General features: G+C 59.1%; 1 protein-coding gene. It reads left to right on the top strand.

Annotation, left to right across the window (positions count from 1 at the left end; all coding sequences use genetic code 11):
• Positions 1-455: SPFH domain-containing protein (locus RZO55_RS12490; protein WP_318064615.1), on the top strand; the 455-nt coding region annotated here is incomplete at both ends.

Here is a 455-nt window from a genome sequence, read left to right as displayed (position 1 = left end):
AATTAAAGGTGAACGATGCCGCAGGCAACCCGATCATGATCGGGGCGGTGGTCGTGTGGAAGGTGATCGATTCGGCCAAAGCGCTCTTCGATGTCGACAACTACGAGGATTTCGTCGCGATCCAAAGTGAGACGGCCATCCGCTCCCTGGCCAGCCGTTATCCCTACGACAGCCACGATGACGATGTTCCCTCCCTCCGGGGCATTCCCGATGAAGTGGCCGAAACCCTGAGGAGGGAAGTGCAGGAACGCCTTCAGGTAGCCGGTGTGGAAGTGATCGAGGCTCGGATCAGCCATCTCGCTTACGCTCCGGAAATTGCCCAGGCGATGCTCCGCCGCCAGCAGGCCGCAGCGATCATCGCCGCCCGGAAGAAAATTGTGGAAGGGGCCGTGGGCATGGTGGAGGAAGCCCTGGCTTACATCGAGGGGAAAAACTTTGTCGAGTTGGATGAAGAG

The sequence above is a fragment of the Clostridium boliviensis genome (assembly GCF_033342255.1).
Classification (GTDB): Bacteria; Bacillota; Clostridia; order Lachnospirales; family Lachnospiraceae; genus Lacrimispora; species Lacrimispora boliviensis.
Note: the sequence above shows the minus strand (reverse complement) of the source record. Positions and strands in the feature narration are given on the sequence as shown.